Annotated in this window: 22 protein-coding genes and 1 riboswitch; of the genes, 6 read left to right on the plus strand and 16 right to left on the minus strand. The window is 63.3% G+C overall.

Translation table 11 applies throughout. The annotated features are described in order from the left end of the window. Positions 1-64: 64 nt before the first annotated feature. The 4 genes from folP to FHS81_RS06980 form a co-directional block, all read right to left on the minus strand. Complete coding sequence (folP, locus tag FHS81_RS06965; protein WP_183751374.1) at positions 65-934, minus strand: dihydropteroate synthase; 870 nt, start codon at positions 932-934, stop codon at positions 65-67. Further along, positions 931-2,115 carry an N-acetylglucosamine-6-phosphate deacetylase gene (gene nagA, locus FHS81_RS06970; protein ID WP_183751375.1) on the minus strand — a complete coding sequence of 395 codons (1,185 nt, stop codon included), beginning with the start codon at positions 2,113-2,115 and terminating at the stop codon, positions 931-933. The genes folP and nagA overlap by 4 nt, the downstream gene beginning before the upstream one ends. After that, the gene (locus FHS81_RS06975) at positions 2,108-3,025 is read right to left on the minus strand and encodes a glucosamine kinase nucleotide-binding domain-containing protein (protein WP_183751376.1); all 918 of its coding nucleotides are present in this window, start codon (positions 3,023-3,025) and stop codon (positions 2,108-2,110) included. The genes nagA and FHS81_RS06975 overlap by 8 nt, the downstream gene beginning before the upstream one ends. A 72-nt stretch (positions 3,026-3,097) precedes the next feature. Beyond that, positions 3,098-4,153, minus strand: a complete 1,056-nt coding sequence (locus tag FHS81_RS06980) for a cysteine synthase A (RefSeq protein WP_183751377.1) — start codon at positions 4,151-4,153, stop codon at positions 3,098-3,100. A gap of 336 nt (positions 4,154-4,489) precedes the next feature. Between FHS81_RS06980 and FHS81_RS06985 the strand changes: the two genes are divergently transcribed. Then, the gene (locus tag FHS81_RS06985; RefSeq protein ID WP_183751378.1) at positions 4,490-4,816 is read left to right on the plus strand and encodes a rhodanese-like domain-containing protein; all 327 of its coding nucleotides are present in this window, start codon (positions 4,490-4,492) and stop codon (positions 4,814-4,816) included. On the opposite strand, the gene FHS81_RS06990 is transcribed toward FHS81_RS06985, so the two are convergent. The 3 genes from FHS81_RS06990 to FHS81_RS07000 all read right to left on the minus strand — a co-directional run bounded on the left by FHS81_RS06990 (position 4,817) and on the right by FHS81_RS07000 (position 8,701). Next, positions 4,817-5,443, minus strand: coding sequence for a helix-turn-helix domain-containing protein (locus tag FHS81_RS06990; RefSeq protein ID WP_183751379.1), 627 nt, complete (start codon positions 5,441-5,443; stop codon positions 4,817-4,819). A gap of 195 nt (positions 5,444-5,638) precedes the next feature. Then, positions 5,639-7,003, minus strand: a complete 1,365-nt coding sequence (gene gltX / locus FHS81_RS06995; protein WP_183751380.1) for a glutamate--tRNA ligase — start codon at positions 7,001-7,003, stop codon at positions 5,639-5,641. 24 nt (positions 7,004-7,027) lie between these two features. After that, positions 7,028-8,701 (minus strand): NAD+ synthase, encoded by a 1,674-nt coding sequence (locus FHS81_RS07000; RefSeq protein WP_183751381.1) that lies wholly within the window; start codon positions 8,699-8,701, stop codon positions 7,028-7,030. Between the two features lie 401 nt (positions 8,702-9,102). Between FHS81_RS07000 and dps the strand changes: the two genes are divergently transcribed. Then, positions 9,103-9,591: a DNA starvation/stationary phase protection protein Dps gene (gene dps, locus FHS81_RS07005; RefSeq protein WP_246374886.1), complete on the plus strand. Its 489-nt coding sequence runs from the start codon at positions 9,103-9,105 to the stop codon at positions 9,589-9,591. A 65-nt stretch (positions 9,592-9,656) separates the two neighbouring features. On the opposite strand, the gene thiD is transcribed toward dps, so the two are convergent. From thiD to fabI, 8 genes are all read right to left on the minus strand, one after another. Further along, positions 9,657-10,499: a bifunctional hydroxymethylpyrimidine kinase/phosphomethylpyrimidine kinase gene (gene thiD / locus FHS81_RS07010; RefSeq protein ID WP_183751383.1), complete on the minus strand. Its 843-nt coding sequence runs from the start codon at positions 10,497-10,499 to the stop codon at positions 9,657-9,659. A 3-nt stretch (positions 10,500-10,502) separates the two neighbouring features. Then, positions 10,503-11,201, minus strand: coding sequence for a thiamine phosphate synthase (gene thiE / locus FHS81_RS07015; RefSeq protein WP_183751384.1), 699 nt, complete (start codon positions 11,199-11,201; stop codon positions 10,503-10,505). Positions 11,202-11,281: 80 nt separating this feature from the next. Beyond that, positions 11,282-11,391: riboswitch (TPP riboswitch) on the minus strand. Between the two features lie 92 nt (positions 11,392-11,483). Further along, a complete protein-coding gene (gene accC, locus FHS81_RS07020) occupies positions 11,484-12,857 on the minus strand; it encodes an acetyl-CoA carboxylase biotin carboxylase subunit (RefSeq protein ID WP_183751385.1) in 1,374 nt (457 codons plus the stop codon). A gap of 3 nt (positions 12,858-12,860) precedes the next feature. Further along, complete coding sequence (gene accB, locus FHS81_RS07025) at positions 12,861-13,328, minus strand: acetyl-CoA carboxylase biotin carboxyl carrier protein (RefSeq protein ID WP_183751386.1); 468 nt, start codon at positions 13,326-13,328, stop codon at positions 12,861-12,863. A 7-nt stretch (positions 13,329-13,335) separates the two neighbouring features. After that, a complete protein-coding gene (aroQ, locus tag FHS81_RS07030; RefSeq protein ID WP_183751387.1) occupies positions 13,336-13,842 on the minus strand; it encodes a type II 3-dehydroquinate dehydratase in 507 nt (168 codons plus the stop codon). A 191-nt stretch (positions 13,843-14,033) separates the two neighbouring features. Further along, positions 14,034-14,789: a DsbA family protein gene (locus FHS81_RS07035; RefSeq protein WP_183751388.1), complete on the minus strand. Its 756-nt coding sequence runs from the start codon at positions 14,787-14,789 to the stop codon at positions 14,034-14,036. Positions 14,790-15,047: 258 nt separating this feature from the next. Next, positions 15,048-16,055, minus strand: coding sequence for an adenosine kinase (locus tag FHS81_RS07040; RefSeq protein ID WP_183751389.1), 1,008 nt, complete (start codon positions 16,053-16,055; stop codon positions 15,048-15,050). Positions 16,056-16,245: 190 nt separating this feature from the next. Continuing rightward, the gene (gene fabI / locus FHS81_RS07045; RefSeq protein ID WP_183751390.1) at positions 16,246-17,010 is read right to left on the minus strand and encodes an enoyl-ACP reductase FabI; all 765 of its coding nucleotides are present in this window, start codon (positions 17,008-17,010) and stop codon (positions 16,246-16,248) included. A gap of 275 nt (positions 17,011-17,285) precedes the next feature. On the opposite strand from fabI, the gene uvrB reads away from it, so the two are divergent. Next, positions 17,286-19,955, plus strand: coding sequence for an excinuclease ABC subunit UvrB (gene uvrB / locus FHS81_RS07050; protein ID WP_183751391.1), 2,670 nt, complete (start codon positions 17,286-17,288; stop codon positions 19,953-19,955). A 113-nt stretch (positions 19,956-20,068) separates the two neighbouring features. On the opposite strand, the gene FHS81_RS07055 is transcribed toward uvrB, so the two are convergent. Then, positions 20,069-21,067: a TIM44-like domain-containing protein gene (locus FHS81_RS07055; RefSeq protein ID WP_183751392.1), complete on the minus strand. Its 999-nt coding sequence runs from the start codon at positions 21,065-21,067 to the stop codon at positions 20,069-20,071. A 285-nt stretch (positions 21,068-21,352) separates the two neighbouring features. Between FHS81_RS07055 and FHS81_RS07060 the strand changes: the two genes are divergently transcribed. The 3 genes from FHS81_RS07060 to FHS81_RS07070 all read left to right on the plus strand — a co-directional run bounded on the left by FHS81_RS07060 (position 21,353) and on the right by FHS81_RS07070 (position 23,544). Next, positions 21,353-22,030 (plus strand): hypothetical protein, encoded by a 678-nt coding sequence (locus FHS81_RS07060; RefSeq protein WP_183751394.1) that lies wholly within the window; start codon positions 21,353-21,355, stop codon positions 22,028-22,030. 278 nt (positions 22,031-22,308) lie between these two features. Next, positions 22,309-22,806, plus strand: a complete 498-nt coding sequence (locus FHS81_RS07065; protein ID WP_183751396.1) for a hypothetical protein — start codon at positions 22,309-22,311, stop codon at positions 22,804-22,806. A 75-nt stretch (positions 22,807-22,881) separates the two neighbouring features. Continuing rightward, positions 22,882-23,544 carry a ribonuclease T2 family protein gene (locus FHS81_RS07070; protein WP_183751398.1) on the plus strand — a complete coding sequence of 221 codons (663 nt, stop codon included), beginning with the start codon at positions 22,882-22,884 and terminating at the stop codon, positions 23,542-23,544. Positions 23,545-23,613 lie beyond the last annotated feature (69 nt).

Here is a 23,613-nt window from a genome sequence, read left to right on the forward strand (position 1 = left end):
TACAAAATGTATCGCGTAAATTTTTCTGTGCAAGATCGACACCCGGATCGGCCGCCTGTGCGATTCATGATCGCGGATGAGCTGCAATCTTGTCTTCGGCGGTTTCGAGCGCGCGCCAGACCCGAATGGCTTCCGCATGGGCGCGCACGTCATGCACCCGCAGGATGTCCGCACCGCGCGCCACGGCGAACAGATGCGCGGCCAGCGTGCCGTTGAGGCGCTCGGTAGCGGGGCGGTCGATCAGCGCACCGATGAAGGATTTTCGCGAGGCCCCGACGAGCACCGGGTAGCCCATGCTCCTGATTTTCGACAATCCGTGCAGCGCCTGCATGTTTTGCTCCGGCGTCTTGCCGAAACCGATGCCGGGATCGAGCACAATATCCGCGTCGTCAATCCCTGCCTGCCGGGCTATGGCGATGGAGCGTTCGAAGAAGCGCCGCATATCGTCCACAATGTCGATGGCGGGGTCGACAGCTTGCCGGTTGTGCATCGCGATGACAGGCGCGCCGAATGTCGCCGCCACGCTGGCGATGTCCGGATCGCGTTGCAGGCCCCATATATCGTTGACGATTGATGCCCCTGCCGTCAGTGCCGCGCGCGCTGTCGTCGCCTTGTAGGTGTCGATGGATATGGGCACATCCCGCGAGGAAGCAAGGGCGGTAATCGCGGCCAATACTGGTAGAACGCGCGTCTGCTCATCTTCGGCGCTGACGGGCGCGTGGCCAGGACGTGTCGATTCGCCGCCGACATCGAGAATATCCGCGCCTTCCGCCATCATGGTTTCAGCATGAGCGCGCGCGGCGGATGGGGCATCGAAACGGCCCCCGTCGGAAAATGAATCCGGCGTGACGTTCAAAATCCCCATCAGCAACGGACCACGTGCGGCAATACGAGCGGCAAGAGAACAAGCAGCAAGCGGCGATTCGCGCGTCATGCGGCTTGCTCCACGATGCCGTCGATCCACGTTGCGACCACTGAAAGATCGTCGTCCAGCAGCGTGAAGCTGGCACGATGACCGGGACGCAACGCGCCCAGCTCGCCGTCGAGCCGCAGGAAACCAGCCGGATAAAGCGCCGCCATGCGCAGAGCCTCTTCAACCGGCACACCCAGTTGCGACACCGCGTTGCGCACGGCGGATGCCATGTCGAGGTCAGATCCGGCCAGCGTGCCGTCATCCGCCGTGAGGCGACCACCGGCGCGGGTGATGGTGCGCCCGAGCAGCGAGAACGTGTCGCCGGGAATGCCGACAGGCGGCATGGCGTCTGTCACCAGCATCACCCGCTTCGGCCCGTGCGCGCGGATCGCCGCCTGCAACGATACGGATGAGACGTGATGCCCGTCAGCGATGATGCCGATGTAGGCCTGCGGGTCGGTGATGGCCGCTCCGACCGGGCCGGGATCGCGCCCTGCCAGCGGCGGCATGGCATTGAAGAGATGCGTGAACCCGGTGAGCCCATGCGCCCGCGCGGTCGCGATGTCCTCTGCGCTGGCAGCGGTATGTCCGGCGGAAAGCAACACACCTGCATCGGCGAGGGCGGAAAGGGCGTCAGTGGGCACGCGCTCCGGCGCGAGGGTGACCAGCACTCTGAAGCGCGGCGACAGATCGCGGGCGAGGTTTGAGATGACGGTGATATCCGCATCGGTGATCGGACGAATCAAGGCGGCATCATGGATGCCCTTGCGTGCCGGGTTAAGGAATGGTCCTTCCAGATGAATGCCCAGGAAGCCGGGGATTTCAGCGGTTGCGGCTGCCCTGGCGGCGTCGACGGCGCGTTGCATCCGCTCCGGCGTATCGGTGATAAAGGTCGGCAGGAAGCCCGTGGTGCCGAAACGCCGGTGCGCCGCGCCGATGGCGGCGATGCCGTCAGCATCTGCGGAATCGTTGAACAGCACCCCGCCGCCGCCGTTGACCTGCACGTCGATAAAACCCGGCACGAGCAGACCGGCAATGCGGTGGCACGCGATGGCGCGATCAAGCGCTGTCTCGGGCATAATCGCGGCGATGCGGCCATTCGCGACCACCACGGCATGACCTTCCAGCCACTGCCCGTCCGGAGCGAGCAGGCGTGCGCCGATGATAGCGAATGTTTCGCCGGTCGCTATTCTGTCAGCCATTGTCCGCACTCCCGGTCTGGCTGGCGTGCGCCAGAGCGATGGCACCGTCGAGCGCATCGCCGCGCGCGGGTGAGAGCGCCTGTTGCACGTCCGCCGCCAGCCAAGGTTGCACGGTTCCAGCGAGCCCGCCCAGCAGGTGGATGCGCGCCGCGCCCAGTGTCAGCAGGCGGCGGGCGACATCGTCGATAAATCCGGCTGCCTGAGTTGCAATCAGGCGCGCAAGCGGGTCGCCCGTCGCCGCATGGGCATAAACCAGCGGTGCGAACCGGGCATAGTCTGCAGGGGTAGTCTTATCGGCCCAGTCCACCACCTGCTCCGGGGTTGGTCCGATGTCCGCCAGCACGGCTTCTGCCAACGGACTGGCCGGGGCCAGACCGTCATGCGCGCGCAGTGCCTGCCGGACAGCTTCGCGACCCGTTACCGCGCCGCTGCCGTCATCCGACACGGGAAAGCCCCAGCCGCCGATGCTGATGCGCTCACCGCCAAGCACCGTAAAGCCGCAGATGCCTGTGCCGACGATGAGAATAGCCCCGCGATCGTTTTCAGGATCGCCAGGCTGTTCAGGATTACCAAGCGAAGCGCCGAGCCAAGACGTATAAGCGTCGGTGTCCACCGCGATGTCGGCGAAGGGGAAGGGCAGTGCCAGCAGGCGCTCACAGGCGCCGGTTTGCCCCGCGCCGGCCAGCCCGAAGCCTGCATGGGTGCGCTGCCATATCTCGCCATCGAGACCGGATGCGCGCAGGGCGGCCCCGGCGGCGTCGAGAATGGATTGCCGAACGCGCGCCGTATCCAGCCGCGCATTGGCGGGCCCGCCCTTGCCTTCGCCCAGCATGCGGCCTGCCTCGTCACGCAGCCGCGCGCGGCAGCCTGTGCCGCCGCCGTCGATTCCCAAAAAATACCGAACTGCCATCGCCCGTCCGATCATGTGTCGCGAAATGATTCGCTTCACCGATAAAGCATTCGGCCGGGCGATGGAATCCGCTCAAACCAGATTGGGCTCCACACTCGGAGCGCGTTCCAGCCATTCCGGCACGGGCAGATCCTTGGATCGCAGAAATTCCGGGTTGAACAGCTTCGACTGGTAGCGGTTGCCGTAGTCGCACAGGATGGTGACGATGGTTTTGCCGGGGCCAAGCTCCCTCGCCAGCCGGATCGCGCCGGCGATGTTGATGGCGGAAGAGCCGCCCAGAATCAGCCCCTCTTCCCGCACCAGATCGAACACGTAGGGCAGGGCCTCTTCGTCGGGGATCTGATAGGCGAGGTCAATCGGCGCATCCTCAAGGTTTTTGGTGATGCGCCCCTGCCCGATGCCTTCGGTGATGGATGAGCCCGTCGATTTCAGCTCGCCGGTGGTGTAGTAGCTGTAGAGCGCGGCGCCGAGCGGATCGGCCAGCGCGATCTTCACGTCCTTGTTGCGCTCCTTGAGGGCGATGCCCGTGCCGGCCAGCGTGCCGCCGGTGCCAACCGCGGATACGAAACCATCGATCTTGCCGTCCAGCTGATCCCAGATTTCCGGGCCGGTGCCCTCGATGTGCGCCTGACGGTTGGCGACGTTGTCGAACTGGTTGGCCCAGATCGCGCCGTTGGGGTCGGATGCGGCGAGCGCCTCCGCCGTGCGGCCTGAAACCTTCACATAGTTGTTGGGATTGGCATAAGGCACGGCGGGCACTTCGAGCAGTTCTGCTCCGAGAAGGCGCAGCGCGTCTTTCTTTTCCTGCGACTGGGTTTCGGGGATCACGATCACGGTGCGAAACCCGAGCGCGTTGCCGATGACGGCCAGCCCGATGCCGGTGTTGCCCGCGGTGCCTTCAACGATGGTGCCGCCGGGCTTCAACTCGCCCCGCGCGATGGCGTCCCTGATGATATAGAGCGCCGCGCGATCCTTCACCGACTGGCCGGGGTTGAGGAACTCGGCCTTGCCGTAGATTTCGGAGCCTGTCAGCTCCGATGCCCGCTTGAGCCGGATGAGCGGCGTATTGCCGACCGCCTCAACGACGTTTCTCGCCACAGGTGCCGTGACCTTTCCTGCAATTCCCATGAAAGCCTCCACTTTCCAAATTCATGTCGGACAGGCTAAAAGAGTCGGACGGTATTGTCTATTTAGTTTGTAAAAATATCGAAAATACACAATATCAACGTCAATTAGGGTCGCACCTGGCCTGACCGGATCAGGACGGGGGCTTCAATCCTATATTTTACCGCAATTTGCGTTCAGTCCCATGCACGGGTTTGCATGCATAGAGCATTTCGGCATTTCGTTGAAACGCAGAAGTGCTCTATCTTATTGGTTTGACGCGTTTTCTTCACGCAAAGCGGTATCCACTTTGCTTGAAAACGCTTTAGTGCTTCGGCGATCAGGGAAAGGAAAGGCCACATGAGCGTTGTCGATCTGGATATCGAGGAAATCAAGCGCGGTCTGGCGGATGGCTCGATCTTGCTGGTCGACGTGCGGGAAACGGAAGAATATCAGGCGGGCCATATCCCCGGTTCCATTTCCTTCCCGCTGTCGACATTTGATCCGCACGCACTGCCCGAGGCACAGGGGCAGCGGCTGGTGTTCTCATGCAATTCCGGCGGGCGCACACTGAAGGCACTGGCGGCCTCGCAGGCAGCCGGGCTGGATCTTCATGAACATTATAAGGGCAGCTATAAGGATTGGGTCGCACGCGGCGAGGCCGTCAACACCGGCGACGAGCCGTGATCAGTCCATCACGGCAGCTTTGAGGATGCAGACCATGATCGCCCGGCTCGGTCCTTCGCCAATGGCGCGGATGGTGTGCGGGCGGTCGCAGCGATAGCGCAGGCTTTCGCCCGCGCGCACTTCCTGCACCGCGCCCGCGACATCGACTTCGAACGCGCCTTCCGTCACGGACAGGCTTTCCACGGAACCGCGCTGGTGTGCATCCGAATCCAGCACGCCGCCCGGTTCCGAATGGACATCGTACCATTGAAGCCATTCGACGGTCTTGATCCAGCCGATGATGGCCAGCCGCATACGCCCGTCGTCCGACACCAGAAACGGCGTGTCGGGCCGGGAGATCTTTTCGATAAAGGGCTCGTCGGTGTCTGAGGCCAGCACCCTGTCGATGGACACGTCCAGCGCCTGTGACAACCGCCAGATGGTGGCCAGCGTGGGGTTGGTTTCGTTGCGCTCGATCTGGCTGATGATGGACTTGGCCACGCCCGATTGCTCGGCGAGTTCGGACAGGGACAGGTTATAGGCCTTGCGCAGCCGCTGCACCGTCTTGCCCAACTGGCCAGACAGCAACTGTGCCCCCGTATCGATGTCCCGCGTGCGCTCGCGTGCGCCTTCGATCTCGCCTGCCATCCCCGCTCCCGATCCTTGCCGCGATCAAATTCTTGCCGATGCAAATTCTTGCCGACGCAAGCCTGATCAACAAATTCCGCATAGCGGACGATCGTTTGATCCTAAGAACGACATGTCATTATCGGATGCCGGGCGTCAATTGCTAAGTTCGGCGCACATGCTGAAAACGTTCCAGGAAGTCAGCGATGCTGCGTCTCACGCCTCGTTGCCCTCAAGCCGGGCACGGGCGCGGTCGCGGCCGATGAGCGGCAGCAGGTTCGCCAGTTCCGGCCCATGCTCCCGCCCGGTGAGGGCAAGCCGAAGCGGGCGAAAGAGTTCGCGGCCCTTCTTGCCGGTGTCGGCGGCGAGCGCCTGCGTCCACACCTGCCAGGCGAACGGCGACCAGACATCCTTGGTCCACGGCCCGTCCGGAAGCTGTCCGGCAGCGGCGTGCGGCACCAACGGATCGTCGATCACCGGCTTCAGCGGTCGTGAGACGATGTCCCACCAGTCGTGCGCGTCGGCAAGGCGAATGATGTTGCCGCGCACCGCAAGCCAGAAATCCTCGCCGCCGTCCGCATCGAGCGCGATCAGCCGCTCGCGCACGGCTTCATAGGGCAGCTCATGCAGCAGGCGGGTATTGAGCTGCGCCAACTCCTTCTCGTCGAACTTCGCCGGCGCATGGGACATGCGCGCGATATCCACGATCTGGGCCAGTTCCTCCATCGATTCGACCGGCCGCACCGCCTCTGCGGAACCGACCAGCGTCGCCAGCGACGCCACGGCCATCGGCTCCATGCCAGCATCGCGGAGCTGGCGCAGCGAGAGATGCCCGAGACGCTTCGACAACCCGTCGCCCGATGCGGTGGTGAGCAGGTTGTGGTGCGCGAATGTCGGCACATGGCCGCCCAGCGCCTCGAAAATCTGGATCTGGACTGCGGTGTTGGTGATGTGGTCCTCACCGCGAATGACATGGGTGATGCCCATGTCGATGTCGTCGATCACCGATGGCAGCGTGTAGAGATAGGTGCCGTCCTCGCGCCGCAGGATAGGATCGGACAGGGACGTGCAGTCGATGGCGATCTCGCCGCGTGACAGGTCGTTCCACACCACCACGCGGTGATCGAGCAGGAAGCGCCAGTGCGGCTGACGTCCTTCCGCCTCAAGCGCCGCCCGTTCCGAACCGGAGAGCTTCAGCGCCGCGCGGTCATAGGTCGGTGGCAGGCCGCGAGCCATCTGGAGCTTGCGCCGTCGTTCGAGTTCCTCGGCACTCTCATAGCACGGATACAGCCGCCCCTCGTCGATAAGACGCTGGACGGACTGGTCATAAAGCGCGAATCGGTCCGACTGGCGAAAAAACGCGTCCGGCAGAATGCCAAGCCACGTCAGATCCTCCACCACAGCCTGGGCATATTCTTCCGTCGAACGCAGACCGTCGGTATCGTCGAGTCTCAGAACGAAACGCCCGCCGTGGCGCAGGCGGAAAAGCCAGTTGAGCAGCGCCGGGCGGGCATTGCCGATATGCAGGAAGCCCGTGGGCGAGGGCGCGAAGCGGACGGTCGGCGGAACGATGTCTGTCATGAAATTGCGGCCATTGGAAAAATGTTACGGAAGCGTATCGCGAAAACCGTTGGTGATCGGATATCGCCTGTCGCGGCCAAAGTTGCGGCTGCTGACCTTGACCCCCGGCGCGGCTTGCCGGCGCTTGTATTCGGCGATCCTCAGCAGGCGCTCCACCTTGGCCACGGTCTCGGCATCGTGGCCGCGCGCCACGATATCGGAGAGGGAAAGCTCCAGCTCCACAAGACCGTGGAGAATGTCGTCGAGAACCTCGTAAGGCGGTAGCGAATCCTGATCGGTCTGGTTTTCGCGCAGCTCTGCCGTCGGCGGCTTGGTGATGATCCGTTCCGGAATCACCGCGCCGTCCGGGCCATGCGCACCATCGGGCTTCCAGCGGTTGCGCAGCCACGACAGGCGGAAGACCTCGGTCTTGTAAAGATCCTTCAGCGGATTGAAGCCGCCGTTCATGTCGCCATACAGGGTGGCGTATCCGACGCTGACTTCGGATTTATTGCCCGTTGTCAGCACCATGCCGCCGAATTTGTTCGACAGGGCCATCAGGATCGTGCCACGCGCCCGGCTTTGCAGGTTTTCTTCCGTCACGTCCCGGTACAGACCGGCGAAGACAGGAGCCAACGTCGCTTCCAGTCCTTCAACCGCTTGCGCTATAGGCAGCACGTCGTAGCGCACACCGAGTTTTTGGGCGCAGGCGGCGGCATCCTCAAGGCTTTCGCCGGCGGTGAAGCGATAAGGCAGCATGACGCAATGCACGCGCTCCGCACCCAGTGCATCAACGGCCACCGCAGCCGCGAGCGCCGAATCAATACCGCCTGAAAGCCCGAGCACCACGCTCGGAAAACGGTTCTTCTCCACGTAATCGCGCAAGCCCAGCACGCACGCGGTGTAATCCGCCTCGTCCGCTGGAAGCAGCGCCGCGACGGTGCCTGTTTCGAGCCGCCATCCCGCGTCGGTGCGGCGCGCTTCAATAACGGCAATGGCTTCCTTGAAAGCCGGAAGGCGCGCAGCCAGCGATCCATCTGCGTCGAGGGCGAAAGACGCGCCGTCGAACACCAGCTCGTCCTGCCCACCGATCTGGTTGACGTAGACGAGAGGCAGCGCGCTCTCCGCTACGCGTGCGCCGGCAACCGCCGTGCGTTCGTCATCGACCCCACGTCTGTAGGGCGAGCCATTCGGCACCAGCAGCAATTCCGCGCCAGCCGCCTTCAATTCGGCAACCGGGCCGGGCTTCCATATATCCTCGCACACGGGCACGCCCACACGCACGCCGCGCACATCGAGGGGCTGGGGCACAGGGCCGGAATCGAAAACGCGTTTCTCGTCGAACACGCCATAATTCGGCAGGTCGACCTTGCGCGTCTGCCCTGCGACCTGTCCACCGTCGAGCAGCGCGACAGCGTTGTAAAGCCTGTCCCCCTCGCGCACTGGCAGGCCGATGAGCACCGCCGGACCGCCATCGGCAGTGTCACGCGCCAGCTCATCGCGGGCTTTTGCCACGGCATCCGTGAACGACGGGCGCAGCACCAGATCTTCAGGGGAATATCCGGCCAGGAAAAGCTCTGGAAACAGAATGACATCGGCCTGAAGCAACGCGGCCTCGCGCCTGGCCTCCCGTGCGCGTGACAAATTCCCCCCGGTGTCGCCCACCACCGGGTTGAGTTGCGCCACCGCAATGCGCAGATTGTCATGAGCCACTGTCATGCAGGAGGTTTAAACCATATGTGTGAAAAGGAAAAGCGCCTTGGCACCAGAGACAGGACGCTCACGTAAAATCGGAGCGGTCTCTCTAAAGTTCAGTTGTTACAGTGACTTGTGTATCGGCTTTCTGATGATGACGGATGTCGATTGCTTGCCCCCTTGACATATGCGGGGCAAGTTATCACGTTATTAGAACTGTTCTAAAAAATAGTACGCATGGACCATCGTTAAGCGCATGGCGCTGTCGCCGGTTTTGCCGCATGATGCGGTGCGGCATCCTTTCACATGCATGCGCAGCGTCTGTGCGATGTATGCAGAACAACCTGCATTTAACCCGATGCATCGGGCCGAATGCAGGTTGCAGCGAAACTTCCGGGATTTAGTCCCGACACGAGGAGATGAAGATGACGATCAGTACCCGTAATGACCTTGGCCAGAACGTGCGTTCCAAGTCGGTTGATCTGTTGAACGAGCACCTCGCCCTGTTGATTGATCTTGGCACGCAGCTCAAGCATGCTCACTGGAACGTCAAGGGCTCGCACTTCATTGCCCTGCACGAGCTGTTCGACAAGCTCTATGCCAACGTTCTTGATTACACCGACACCGTGGCCGAACGTCTCACCGCTCTTGGCGGCATCGCGCACGGCACCGTGCAGGCCGCTGCCGAAGGCACAAAGCTGAAGGCTTATCCGCTGCACATCACCGATGGTCTTGAGCACGTCGATTATCTGTCGCGCTCGGTTGCGGAGGTCGGCAAATCGGCCCGCGCCGCCATCGCCGTGACGGAAGAAGCCGGTGACGCCGCAACCGCTGACGTCTTCACCGAAGTCACGCGCGCGCTCGATAAGGATCTGTGGTTCCTCGAAGCGCACATTCAGGAAGTCAGCAAGTAAGTTCCGGCTTTCTCAGGCGGGCTGACTCCGCCGCAACAATGACAAGGATGGTGAGGGAAGCTCCCTCACCACCACGCATGGAAATGATGCACCGGGCCGTGGCCCTTGCCGATGGTGAGTGTATCCGATGTTGCGATCGCGCGGCTGACGTAATCCTTGGCCGCTCGCACGGCATCTGCTTCATTCAGGCCGCGAGCCAGGCCGGCAGCAATGGCCGACGACAAGGTGCATCCGGTGCCGTGGGTGTTGCGCGTGGCAATGCGTGGCGCAGGAAGCCGTGTGACTGTGCCTTGCGCATCCACCAGCAAATCGACGCTTTCCTCCCCCCGGGCGTGACCGCCCTTGATGAGCACGGCGCGCGGGCCGAATTTCAGCAAGGCTTCAGCCTGCTCCAGCATGGCCTCCTCACTGTCCGCAACGGTCGTATCGAGCAGGACTGCCGCCTCCGGCAGGTTCGGCGTGACGATGGCCGCGAGCGGCAACAACTTGTCGCGCAGCGTTGAAACCGCATCTTCACTCAGCAAACGATCACCGCTTGCCGCGACCATGACGGGATCGAGCACCATAGCCTGCTGGTGCCAGCGTGAAAGCCCCTCCGCTACCGCCGTGATCGTCTCCGGTCGCGACAGCATGCCGATTTTCACCGCACCGACATCGAGATCCGAAAACACGGCGTCGATCTGCGCGGTGATGAACGCGGCTGGCACATCGTGGATTCCGGTGACGCCAAGCGTGTTCTGCGCCGTCAGCGCCGCGATCACGCTCGCCCCGTAAACGCCAAGAGCGGAAAACGTTTTCAGGTCTGCCTGGATGCCGGCGCCGCCGCCTGAGTCGGACCCCGCGATGGTAACCGCGATGGGTGTGGTTGCGTCGCTTATAGTGCTGTCATTTCTGGTCGTGTCATTCATGGCTTACCTCTTCGCGCCATAGGCTGCGAGGCTGGCATCGACGATGTTACGCAGGCGCCGTGATGCGTCAGTCACGTCATCGGCAAGGAAAATGGCCGAAATCACTGCGATGCCTTCCGAGCCGGACGCGATGACGGATGCCGCGTTCGTCTCGTCGATGCCGGAAATCGCGCTCACCGGCAGATCGGGCACGTCCTTGCGGGCGGTGTCGATGACGGCGGCCAGCCCTTCCAGCCCGATGGGCGGCTTGGCGTCCACCTTACTCGACGTCGCGAACACGCCGCCGATGCAGCCATAGTCGATAGGCTCGCCGGCCGCATTGCTGGCCTCCTGCTCGTTGTTCAGCGTCAGGCCGATAATGGCCTCCGGCCCCAGCAGGCGGCGAGCGTCCTCGGGCGTCATGTCGTCCTGCCCCACGTGCACGCCATCTGCTTCCGCCGCCAGCGCGACATCGAGGCGGTCGTTGATGAGCAGAGGAACGCCGCGTCCGGCGATGGCTGCCCGAATAGCGCGGGCGTTGTCCACCATGCGGCGCGTGTCGCCGTACTTGTCACGGTATTGCAGCAGCGTCACACCGCCATCGACGGCTGCCAATGCAAGCTCAGGCAGCGGCCGCCCGCGTGCGCGCTCGGGATCGAGAATGGCGTAAAGCCGCAGATCGACCGGGCGGCGGATATGGCGCGAAGGAGAAGAGGTCGGCATGAACAATCACTCACTGGCATCGCGGCGATGCGATCTTGGTGAGGTCATGCGGGTTGAAAAAAGCTGTCAGGCGCTGGTGCTCATCGGCCGATCTCGCTTCCCTCCGCCAGCATGACCCGGTTCAGGTTCAGTGGGTTGGCGCGCAGTAACGCGCGCCTCTCAGCCCGGACGGGCACCCCAAGGAGATACGCCATATTGACAGGAAACCACGCCCGCGCAAGGGGCATGAACATCGCGAGAATTTCAGGAATGGCCGATGCATGAAGCCATCGGCCATTCGCATCACACGGTGCGCTGTGCCTCGATCTCGGCCACGCCATTGGCATCGAGGTAATGCTCCAGCCAATGGATATCGTACAGGCCGTTCTGCACGTCCTGATTGCGCACCAGCGCCCGGAACAGCGGCAAGGTGGTTTCGATGCCGTCGACGACGAACTCGTCCAGCGCCCGGCGCAGGCGCATCAGGCATTCCGTGCGGGTGCGGCCATGCACGATGAGCTTCCCAACCAGCGAATCATAATGCGGCGGAATGCGATAGCCCTGATACACCGCCGAATCGACACGCACGCCCAGCCCGCCCGGCGGGTGATAGTAGGTGATCGTGCCGGGTGACGGCCGGAACGACGACGGATGCTCGGCATTGATGCGGCATTCGATCGCGTGGCCGTCGAAAACGATGTCTTCCTGCCGGATCGACAGCGGCACGCCGGCGGCAACGCGAATCTGCTCGTTGACGAGATCAATGCCGGTGATCATCTCCGTCACCGGATGCTCCACCTGAATACGGGTGTTCATCTCGATGAAGTAAAACTCGCCGTTCTCGTAAAGGAACTCGACGGTGCCGGCCCCCAGATACTGCAGCTCCTGCATGGCACGGGCGACGATGGTGCCGATGCGTTCGCGCTCGGAATGGTTCAATGCCGGGGAGGGGGCTTCCTCCCACACCTTCTGATGGCGGCGCTGGAGCGAGCAGTCACGCTCGCCCAGATGCAGCGCACCGCCGCGTCCGTCACCGATGACCTGCACTTCGATGTGGCGCGGCTTTTCCAGATACTTTTCCAGATAGACCGCGTCGTCGCCAAATGCCGCCTTGGCTTCCATGCGCGCCATCGACAATGCGTCGCTGAGGCTCTCGGCATCGCGCGCCACCTTCATGCCGCGTCCGCCGCCGCCCGCCGCAGCCTTCACCAGCACCGGGAAGCCGATTTCAGCCGCAACGCGGTGCGCTTCCTCGTCGTCGGTGATGCCGCCCTCGGAACCGGGCACGCACGGAATACCGAGCGCGCGCGCGGTGCGCTTGGCCTCGATCTTGTCGCCCATCATCCGGATATGGTCGGCCTTGGGGCCGATGAAGGCGATGCCGTGATCGGCCAGCACGTCGGCGAAATGCGCGTTTTCGGACAGGAAGCCGTAGCCGGGATGAACGGCGTCCGCGCCGGTGATCTCGCACGCGGCGATGAGCGCCGGAATGTTGAGATAGCTGTCGCGCGCCGGCGGCGGGCCGATGCAGACGCTCTCGTCAGCGAGGCGCACGTGCATGGCGTTGGCGTCCGCCGTGGAATGCACGGCGACGGTGGCGATGCCGAGTTCCTTGCAGGCTCTCAGAATGCGCAGCGCGATTTCGCCCCGGTTGGCGATCAGGATCTTGTCGAACATCGATTACTCGATAACCAGCAGCGGCTCGCCGTACTCGACCGGCTGCCCATCTTCCACCAGCACGGCGGTAACCGTGCCCGAACGCGGCGCGACGATATCGTTGAAAGTCTTCATCGCTTCCACCAGCAGCAGCTTGTCGCCGGCCTGCACCTTCGATCCCACCTCGATGAACGGCTTGGCGTCCGGCGAGGGGCGGCGATAGGCAGTGCCCACCATCGGCGAGGTGACAGCGCCGGGATTGTCGATCGGCGACACCGCGGTCTGTATGGGGGCCGATGCCAGCGCGACCGCAGCCGGCGCGGCGGCAGGCGCTGCCGCAACAGGCGCTGCGACCACGGTGGCAGTGATGTTACGGGCCACGCGAATGCGCAAGTCACCCTTGGCGACTTCGATCTCGGTCAGGTCGGTCTGGGCGATGAGTTCTGCGAGATCCCTGACGAGATCCGGATCGATGGGACTGATTTTGGCCATGCTTTCTTCAATCATTGGTTCTCGCACCCGTGGGTGCGTTCTGGCGCCGGTCCTGCTGCCGGCCTTGCAGTAACGGAACAATAGCTTCCAAAGCAAGCTCGTAGCCGGTAGCGCCGAAACCGCTGATAACGCCATGCGCTACAGCAGCAATCATGGAATGATGGCGAAATTGCTCCCGCGCGTGCACGTTCGACAGGTGAACCTCGACGACCAGCGCTCCCGCCCCGGCGATCGCGTCACGCAGGGCGATGGACGTGTGCGTGTATGCACCGGCGTTCAGGATGACGCCCGCGCCCTCCAGCCCGGCGCGTTGCACCAGCGTCACCAGTTCCCCCTCGATATTCGTCTGGGCAAAGGCGAGATCGACGGCAACGCCGGCATTGCGTCCCAGTGTCGCGGCCTTGTCGCGCAAACGCGTCTCGATGTCCGCGAGCGTCAGGCTGCCATAGATCGCCGGCTCCCGCTGCCCGAGCAGGTTGAGGTTGGGGCCGTTGAGGATATGGACTGCGACCATTCGGCGAATGCCTGTCCCTTCAGTGGCGAACACGATAAATGACCACGCGGACGCGTGCCGGAGCACGATCCATCATTTCAGGTTAATTTTCCCTCTTAACGCGATGCGGCGCGCAGGGGAAGTCTCGAAACGTCGTTTCGCAAAGGTTATCACGCCGGAAGATCCCGGCGCGTTTCCTCTGGCGAGCGGGCTCAGCAGGTCACCTTGCCGCACTGGCGCACGGACGCGACCACGGTTTTGAGCGTGTCCACCCCGACCGCACCGGGCAGAACGCCGTCGCCGACGACAAAGCTCGGCGTGCCGGAAATCCCCAGCTTCTCGCCGGTCTCCAACGTGCCCGCCAGCACCTGCCGCACGGCGTCGGAAGCAATGTCCCTCTCAAGCTGCGCCATGTCGACGCCGCTGGCCTTGGCAGCCGCCAGCGCCTGCGGCTTGCCGACGACGCCCTGCTGCGACAGAAGATCGGCGTGGAAGCGGAACAGCTTGTCACCCTGCAACTGTTTTGAGGCAGCGATGCTGACCAGCGCCGCATCCACCGATTCCTGCCGCAGGATCGGGAAATCCACCAGCACGAAACGCAGCCGCGAATCAGCTTTGACCAGCGCCTCGATATCGCCCAGCGCCCGTTTGCAATAGCCGCAGTTGTAGTCGAAGAACTCCACCAGCGTAATGTCGCCGTCCGGGTTGCCGACGACGATGCCCGGAATATCGCCGGCGGTCATCTCCTTCACTGCCTGCGCCACCGCGGCGCGCTCCTGCGTCTCCTGATGCGCTTCGAGCGCGGCCAGCGCTTCCTTCAGCACCTCGGGGTTATTCACCAGATAGTCCCGGACCACGCCTTCGATCTGTGAGCGCTGTTCGGCTGGAATCTCTGCCGCGACGGCGGGAGTTGTCAGCGCCAGCGCGCCGGCGAGCAGGGCGGGACGAAGCCAACCGAAGGCACGCATGGAGTTATATCCTGGCATGGGATCATGTCCTGAGATGCGCCGCGCCGGACGATGTCCGATCCCGCGACCTGAAACAACGAGGCAGCCGCCCATCAGAGCGCCGCGGAAATACGCCGCGCCCGTGCGGGTGATTCGCCTGCCTTATACCAACATTCGCGAGCGTCTTCGCCATCCGGTGCGCCAGCGACGACATTATCGTGAACGTCGCCCCGGCTGCGGTCAATGACACAACATGGTGAAGCCGTCGTGATGAAGCCGTTACTCGGCAGAGACGGCAAGCCCGTTATCGATGGCATGCTGGCGCAGGTTTTTCTGCGGCCTCGCACCGACCTGCTGGATGATGTGCGCGGCGGCCAGCGATCCATGATGCGCGGCGGTGCGCACGTCGAGATCGTGTGACAGGCCATACAGGAAGCCGGCGGCGAACAGATCGCCCGCACCGGTGGAATCGACGATGCTGTGAATCGGGCTCGCGGGAACGGCCAGCGATTCCTCACGGGTCACGACCAGCGCGCCCTTTTCCGACCGCGTCACCACCCCGAGCACGGTCTCCTCGCGCAGCGCTGTGACGGCGGCATCGAAGTCGGAGGTTTCGTACCGGCTCTTCAACTCGGCCTCGTTGGCGAACACGATGTCGACCGTCTGCGTACGCAGCAGGCTGATGAATTCTTCGCGGTAACGTTCCACGCAGAACGAGTCGGATAGCGTCAGCGCCACCAGCCGGTCGGCGCCGTGGGCGATGCGCGCGGCTTTGACGAACGCTTCCTTCGCCTGCGCCGGATCCCACAGATAGCCTTCGAGATAGGTAATGGCTGCTGCCTCGACAGTCTCGCGGTCGATGTCCTCGGCATCTAGATGCTGGCTTGCGCCCAGATACGTGCTCATCGTGCGCTCGCCATCCGGCGTCACGGCGATCAGGCACATGGCGGTGGCCGGTCCATCCTTGGCGAATGCGGTGGGGAAGGCCACGTCGAGCGAGCGGATGTCGTGGGCGAAACGTGCGCCGGCTTCATCGTCCTTCACCTTGCCGATGAAGGCGGGCTTTGCGCCCAGTGAGGCCAGACCCGCGACGGTGTTGGCGGCGCTGCCGCCCGAGGTGTGCGTCGCCGGGCCCATGGCATCGAACAATTGCCGGGCGCGCGCCTCGTCGATGAGTTGCATGGAGCCTTTGACGAGGTTCTGCGCGACCAGGAAGTCATCGTCCTCGCGGGAGATGACGTCAACGATCGCATTGCCTATTCCGAGCACATCGTAGCGGGTTGTCATGGGATGTCCTGTTTTGCGACGGTAGGGAAGCCCAGTATATGAAGCCTCCCTTGCCGGTATGGCGAAACAGGGTTCCAAGTCAACAGTCGGAAGAGTCAACAGTCCGAAAGAGTCAACAGTCGGAAGATAAGTCAACAGTTAGAAGCCAGACGGCCGCCGCCTCGTGCGCCGGCCGTCGTTTGCTCTCGGTTCAGCCGATGATGCTGTAGCCGGCGTCGATGTAGATGAGCTGGCCCGTGATGTTGCGGGCGCGGTCGGAAGCGAGGAAGGCGGCGATGCTGCCAACGTCGTCCGGGGTGGCGAGGCGGCGCAGCGGCGCATACTTCACGGCGCGTTCCAGCAGTTCGTCGAAATCGCCGATGCCCGAGGCCGCGCGGGTCAGCATGGGGCCGGGCGACAGCGTGTTCACGGTGACGTTCTTCTCACCCAGTTCGGCGGCGAGCTGGCGCGTGGTGGCTTCCAGCGCGGCCTTGACCGGGCCCATCAGGTTGTAATGCTCGACGACCTTGTCGGCGCCGTAGTAGCTCATGGTCATTGCCGAACCGCCGTCCTTGAACAGCGGCTCGGAGCGCTTGAGCAGGCGGATGAACGAGTGCACCGAAATGTCGATGGCGACCTGCATGCCTTCCAGCGAGGAATCGACGACGCGGCCGTGCAGATCCGCGATGGGAGCGAAGGCGATGGAGTGAACCAGCGTGTCGAGCTTGCCCCACTTTTCGGTGATGGCGGCGAACAGCGCATCGGTCTCTTCCTCGCTGCGCACATCGAGCGGCAGGAAGATCGGCGCATCGATGGATTTCGCCAGCGGCTCGACATAGGGCTTGGCTTTTTCGTTGAGGTAGGTCAGCGCGACCTGTGCGCCAGCCTCGTGAAGGGCCTTGGCCACGCCCCAGGCGATCGAATGTTCATTCGCAACGCCGACTACCAGTGCATGTTTGTTGGACAGATCAACCATGGTCAAAACCCCTCGAAATCAAGCAATGCGCCGGAATATTGCACAGCTTGCGTCAATTCAGATGACAGTGTTTCATCAAATATTGCAATTGCGAAGTCAGAGATGTTGCCGGCACGTCCGGGCTGGGCCACTTGGTGGTGATATCGCCGGATGGATGGCGAACCATCGGGCCGAGTCGCCGTTTTAATGTGATAGTTTCAAAAATCGACCGGCGCGCGGTTGATTGCAACATCGACGCTCTTTGCACGCGGCGTGAACAGGACCATATTCGCACCATGGCGAACACACCTAAAAAACCTGCGTCTTCCGCGACGGGCACGGCGCGCAAACGTGCCGGCGCTGCCGGAAAAGCGTCGAAGCCGCTGGTGACCCCGCTCGATCCCTTTCTGGCCGAACTGCTGAACCCGGCCCTCAACGAGAAGCGCGGCCTTTCGGAAGCGCCGCAGGCCGGTTACCGCATCGACGGCGAACCGTTTTCCGATCCCGATCTGTCGGCAAAATTCGCTCTCGACGGCGAGGCAGACGCGCCGCGCAAGCCGGTGCACCGGCGCGGCAAGGATTTAACCGCCTCCCATGCGATACCCGGTTCCGGCGTGTCGGCCACGGTCGAGGCGCTGACGCAGTTGCTGGAGAGCGGCAACCCGTTCATCAAGGGCGACACGATCTGGACGCCGCACCGGCCTGAGCGGCCGGACAAGTCCGAAGGCGGCATCAGCTTCCGCATGCAATCGGATTTCGAGCCGGCAGGCGATCAGCCGACGGCCATTGCCGAGCTGGTGCAGGGCGTGCGCGACAGCGAGCGCGATCAGGTTTTGCTCGGCGTTACCGGCTCCGGCAAAACCTTCACCATGGCAAAGGTGATCGAGCAGACCCAGCGCCCGGCGCTGATCCTGGCTCCCAACAAGACGCTGGCCGCCCAGCTTTACGGCGAGTTCAAGAGCTTCTTCCCGGACAACGCCGTCGAATACTTCGTTTCGTACTATGATTACTATCAGCCGGAAGCCTACGTTCCGCGTTCCGATACGTATATCGAAAAGGAATCGTCGATCAACGAGCAGATCGACCGGATGCGCCATGCGGCCACGCGTTCGCTGCTTGAGCGCGACGATGTGATCATCGTGGCGTCGGTGTCGTGCATCTACGGTATCGGCTCCGTCGAGACCTATACGGCCATGACGTTTTCGGTGAAGGTGGAAGAGCGCATCGAGCAGCGCCAGCTCATCGCCGATCTGGTGGCCCTGCAATACAAGCGCACCGGCGGCGATTTCACCCGCGGCACGTTCCGCGTGCGCGGCGATGTCATCGAGGTGTTTCCGGCTCACTATGAGGATCGCGCGTGGCGCATCTCGCTGTTCGGTGACGAGGTGGAATCCATTGCCGAATTCGATCCGCTGACCGGCCAGAAGACCGCCGATCTCGGTTTCGTCAAGCTTTACGCCAACTCGCACTACGTGACGCCCCGTCCGACGCTGCTGCAATCGATCAAGGGCATCAAGGAAGAAATGCGCGTGCGCGTCGATGAACTGGTCCGCATGGGCCGGTTGCTGGAAGCGCAGCGGCTGGAACAGCGCACTGTTTTCGATATGGAAATGATGGAAGCGACGGGGTCGTGCGCCGGTATCGAGAACTACTCGCGCTACCTCACGGGTCGCAGGCCCGGTGAGCCGCCGCCGACCCTGTTCGAATACCTGCCCGACAACGCCATCGTCTTCACGGACGAGAGCCACGTCACGGTTCCGCAGATCGGCGCCATGTACAAGGGCGACTTTCGCCGCAAGGCGACGCTGGCGGAATATGGCTTCCGCCTGCCCTCGTGCATGGACAACCGCCCGCTGCGTTTCGAGGAATGGGACGCCATGCGGCCCCAGTCCATCCACGTATCGGCAACGCCCGGCAGGTGGGAGCTGGACCGCACCGGCGGCGTGTTCGTGGAGCAGGTCATCCGGCCCACGGGCCTTGTCGATCCGCCGGTGGAGATTCGCCCGGCCCGCGCGCAGGTTGACGATCTGCTCGGCGAGGTGCGTGAAACGGCGGCGCGCGGCTACAGATCGCTGGTCACGGTGCTCACCAAGCGCATGGCCGAGGATCTGACGGAATACTTGCACGAAAACGGCGTGCGGGTGCGCTATATGCACTCGGACATCGACACGCTGGAGCGGATCGAGATCATCCGCGATCTGCGTCTGGGCGCATTCGACGTGCTGATCGGCATCAACCTGCTGCGCGAGGGCCTCGACATTCCCGAATGCGCGCTGGTCGCGATTCTGGACGCTGACAAGGAAGGCTTCCTGCGCTCGGAAACGTCGCTGGTGCAGACCATCGGCCGCGCCGCGCGGAATGCCGACGGGCGCGTCATCTGCTATGCTGATAAAGTGACCGGCAGTCTTGAGCGCGCCATGGCGGAGACCAACCGCCGCCGTGACCGGCAGCTTGCCTACAACGAGGAAAACGGCATCACGCCGCAGAGCGTGCGCAAGCGCATCGGCGACATCCTCGAATCCGTCTACGAGCGCGATCACGTCACCGTCGATACCGGCATGACGGAGAAGTCGGCGGTTGGCCACAACCTGAAAACCGTTCTGGCGGACCTCGACAAGCGCATGCGTGCGGCGGCCGCCGATCTGGACTTCGAAACCGCCGCCCGCCTGCGCGACGAGATCAGGCGTTTGCAAGCCACGGAGCTTGCCATCGCCGACGATCCGCTGGCACGCCAGGAGCAGGTGGAGGATCGCGCGGGGAGTTACGCCGGCACGCGTAAATATGGCGCAGCGGGCAATCTGCCGCCGGAGAGCGCCGGGCGCGCCCGCAAGCCGACCCTCGACGAGATGGGGCCTGGGCGGGAAACGGCTCCGCTTGGCGCGGAAGATTACAAGCCCCGCTCCACCGGCGGCTGGCCGGGCAAACCGACCAAGAAAAAGCGCACGCGCAGCAAGCCGTCGTCGTAACGCAAGTTGCGGCGACATAGAGAATCTGTGGCGCCGCCATTGCGGCAAATGAAAAGCGGCGGAGATGATCCGCCGCTTTTGTTCGATGCAAACCGTTTGGAAGCTGGCAGCGTTTATGCCTGCTGGATCGCGGATACGAGCCACTCGCCGCCACGCGCGCGGCGGAACGTCCAGATTTCCGTCACAGTGATCGGGGTGGACGGATCGCCGTCGACGACAGCGTTGGTCGCGCGGTCGAAGGTGGTATCACGCAGCGAGAACTTCATCGCCACGGTCGCATATTCGGTGTTGCCTTCGCTCCACGCTTCAGCCAGATCGCCCTGCAGGAAGTTGACGTCCGACACGCGGTTGACGACGCCCTTCGAGGCGTTGTCAGTCAGCTCTTCGGTGAAGTACGACGCAACCTCGGGGGTCGCGAAGCGGCGCAGGGCTGAGAAGTCTTCGCGCGAGTAAGCATCCTGAGTCTGGTAGAGCAGGCGCTCGAAAGCCGCGTAATCGGCATCCGCTATGTTGATCGGCTGCGAGGCGGCTGCCTGGGGACGTGAGCCGGCCGCTGCACCAGCACCTGCCGCGCCGCCGAGACCCAGACCCGACAGGCCGCTACGGCCGCCGGCGGCAGGGCCGCCCTGACGTGCGTAGTTCTGCGGGCCACCGGCGGTGGCTTCCTGACGGCGGCGGAACCAGCCGATTGCGAAGCGCACCAGCAGCACGATCAGGCCGATCTGCAGCAGGAGGCCGAGGAAGGAGCCGAAGCCCGACATGCCGCCGAACAGGCCCGAGCCGGACAACAGCCCGAACAGGCCGGCGCCGAGCAAGCCGCCCATCAGCGCGCCGCCGAAGCCGCCGCCGAAGAAACCGGGGCGCCGCTGCGCAGCAGCCGCGTTGGGTTGCGCTGCGCGCGGGCCGGCGTTGGGCGCGGCCTGCGGCGTCGTCGAACGCTGGATCGGCGCGGCAGTCGGCGCGGTATTGGTGGGGGCGGGGGCGCTGTGGGTGCGCGTGCCACGGCTGCCGAAGCTGCCGCCGCGACCGGAGCGGGCCTCGGCGATTCCGGCCGTCAGAAGCAGGGCGGCGGCTACAGCGGCCAGAACGCGGCCTCGGCGGGACAATGACATCAGGTTCTCACCTCAGATAACGGGTTGAATGATCAGATGGCTTGAGCGCGCAATATATATGAATGAAGCCATCGCGCTACCCAAGCTTTGTGCCGAATATGGGGGGAAATATGTAACAATAAAAGAACCGTACGTGGTCTGAGGCAAATTTTTTCCGCCACCGACGCAATTGTGATATCGACAAGGGCCGAGCGGAACCTCTCCAGCGCACGAATGAATGCGCCATCATACAGGACAAACCGCGCGGCGGCGGCAGAACCTCCTGCATCTATTCGAGTAGACCGGATGAAGAAATTTCCCCGCCCTTCCTTGCGCTCACTCTTGTATCTGGACGCTCCGGCGGCGGCGGAAGCCATTGCCAGCACCGAGGCCGATGCGCTGATCGTCGATCTTGCCCCCAAGGCAACCGGCGGAGAGGCGGCCCGTGCAATCGTCGACGCGGCACCAGACCGCCTGCCGGTTTTTGCCCGAATCAACAGCCTGACGGCCGGTCAGCTAGCGGCGGATGTTGCAATCGCGATGTCGTTCCGGCCTTTCGGCATCATCCTGCCGGACATCGCCAATGTCATCGATATCGAGGAACTCGGCGCGCATCTGCGGGTCAGTGAGGCGGAGCTTGGCCTTGCCGACGGCGGCACGCGGATTCTGCCGACCATTGGCTTGCCCGCAGGTGCGCTGGCGTTTACGGCGGGCAGCCAATTGCCGCAGCGCGTCGCGGCGCTGGTGTGGGAGTGGCCGGGGTCGTCTTTTGGCGAACGGCTGAACGATGCCGCCACACTTTCACGCAGTCTCACCGTACTGGCGGCCAGCCGTCACAACGTACCCGCCATCGCAGCACTGCCGCTGATTTCCGATGCGGGGGAGGCGTTCAAAACCGCTTGTTCAGCCGCCTGCTTCGAGGGCATCAGCGGGGTAATCGTGCGCAGCGAAGCGCAGGCGCGTGTCGCCAATACCATCTTCTGAACAAGCGCTTTAAACTCTATCACTGAACACAGACTGCTTTTGCCTGCACGGGGTGAATGGGGCTGGCCCTGATGTAACCAAAATGCGACGATTATGGTGTATGTCTTGGGTCCGCAGGGTGAAATGCAGCATCTGCATCTTGCATTCAGACGCAAGTAAGGCGATCACTATTGGCAATACTTGGTCGATGACAGTCCGGCCGGTCACATCCCGGCGCCTGGTCTCGCGCTTGCAACGGTGCGAGAATAGGGCGTTCGGGGTTTTGGATGGGAGCTATCATGCGTTCGTTTATCGCCAATGGCATTGCAGCCGCCGCCGTATCCATCGCATGTCTGGCAGGTGGACAGGCTATCGCAGCTGACTACGGACGCTATGCCGCCCCGCAAGTGAGAACCAGCCCCGGCAACCAGCCGCGCGCCGAGGACCGTATTCATCCTTTCTCCGCCAACATTCCTGCCTGTGACGATCCCGGCGTGCTGCGGACGATTTCGAGCCGGTTCGCCCATCGCGAAGCACATTTCTGGAATTCCCCGCTGACCGTGCAGGGCTTCTATAACGTCCGGAGCGTGGCGTTCCGTCCGTGGGGCGATTCGTTCATCCCGCGCCGCTTCTGCACGGCACAGGCTTATCTTTCAGATGGCTACAAGCGCACGGTGAATTATTCTGTGCGCGAGGCACTTGGCCCGATCGGCCTCGGCAGCAACGTGGAATGGTGCATTGTCGGGCTGGATCGCAATTACGCCTTCGCCCCCGCTTGCCGCGCCGCGTTGCCCTGATCGTCCGGGCGAACCGATTCGATGACCTGTCGCGCGTCTGCCTTTATGCCATGGTCCCCTCTGTCGGCGGGGCGCATGTTGATGGGGGTCGCGCTGGCTGCCCTTCTCATGTCGGGCGGTCCGGCATCTGCCCAAGCGCGCCAGGGTGGCGCCGCTGGCGATTTTGACTTCTACGTGCTGGCGCTGTCATGGTCGCCCGGCTTTTGCGCTTCGGAAGGTCGCGCCAGCCAGCGTCAACAATGCGCTGCCGGTCTGCGCCATACCTTCGTTGTGCATGGTCTGTGGCCGCAGTACGAGCGCGGTTATCCGCGCGCCTGCGGAGCGCGCGACGATTCGATCCCGCGTGACCCTTCCCGTCGCGCCATGAGCCTTGCCGCCGGAATCTTTCCCGAGCAAGGGTTGGCCCGCCATCAGTGGCGCATGCACGGCACTTGCTCCGGCAATTCTCCGGAGACATATTTTCGCGACACGGCCCGCGCGCGCTCGATGGTCACGGTACCACAGGCATTGCAGGGGCTTGTCACGGCACGGCGCATTTCGCCCGAGGCCGTGGAAAGAGCTTTCATCGCTGCAAACCCCGGCCTGCGGCCCGATATGATCGCAACCACATGCGCACAGGGGAGGCTGAAAGAGGTTCGCCTTTGCCTGAAGCGCGATCTCTCTGGCTTCACCTCATGCCCCGAGGTCGACCGCAACGGCTGCCGCGCCCGCGACATCACCATCGATGCGCCGCGCTAAAGCGTGCCGAAACACCGATATTGCGCCGAAAGGCTTTATGGGTTGACGGTTGAGCATGGGGCAAAACTC

It is taken from the genome of Pseudochelatococcus contaminans, from assembly GCF_014195635.1.
GTDB lineage: Bacteria > Pseudomonadota > Alphaproteobacteria > Rhizobiales > Beijerinckiaceae > Pseudochelatococcus > Pseudochelatococcus contaminans.